The organism is Siccirubricoccus soli (assembly GCF_024178315.1).
GTDB lineage: Bacteria > Pseudomonadota > Alphaproteobacteria > Acetobacterales > Acetobacteraceae > Siccirubricoccus > Siccirubricoccus soli.
Genome location: NZ_JAMZIK010000325.1, coordinates 1 through 334 on the forward strand (window position 1 = coordinate 1; position 334 = coordinate 334).

Genomic DNA, 334 nt, shown 5'->3' on the forward strand with positions numbered 1-334 from the left:
GTCAAATATATGCTGGAGGCTTTTGTGATCTGTATACACCGTACACCTGGTGCCATACAGGTAATGTCTCCACATTTTGAGTGCAAACACTACTGCTCCTAGTTCAAGGTCATGGGTAGTATAATTTTTCTCGTGAACTTTCAGTTGACGAGATGCATAGGCAATGACCTTTTGCCTCTGCATTAAAACACAACCCAAACCTTGATGCGAAGCATCACAATAGACGACGAAATCATCATTTCCTTCTGGAAGAGACAAAACAGGCGCACTAGTAAGTTTCTGTTTCAGCAGTTGAAATGCTGCCTCCTGTTTGTCCGACCATTCAAACTTCTTC

Annotated in this window: 1 protein-coding gene; it reads right to left on the bottom strand. The window is 42.5% G+C overall.

Features of this window, described 5'->3' with window-relative positions:
* Positions 1–334, bottom strand: a 334-nt coding sequence (locus NJ376_RS28580; RefSeq protein ID WP_252956730.1) for a ribonuclease H family protein, incomplete at both ends; no start/stop codon positions are given.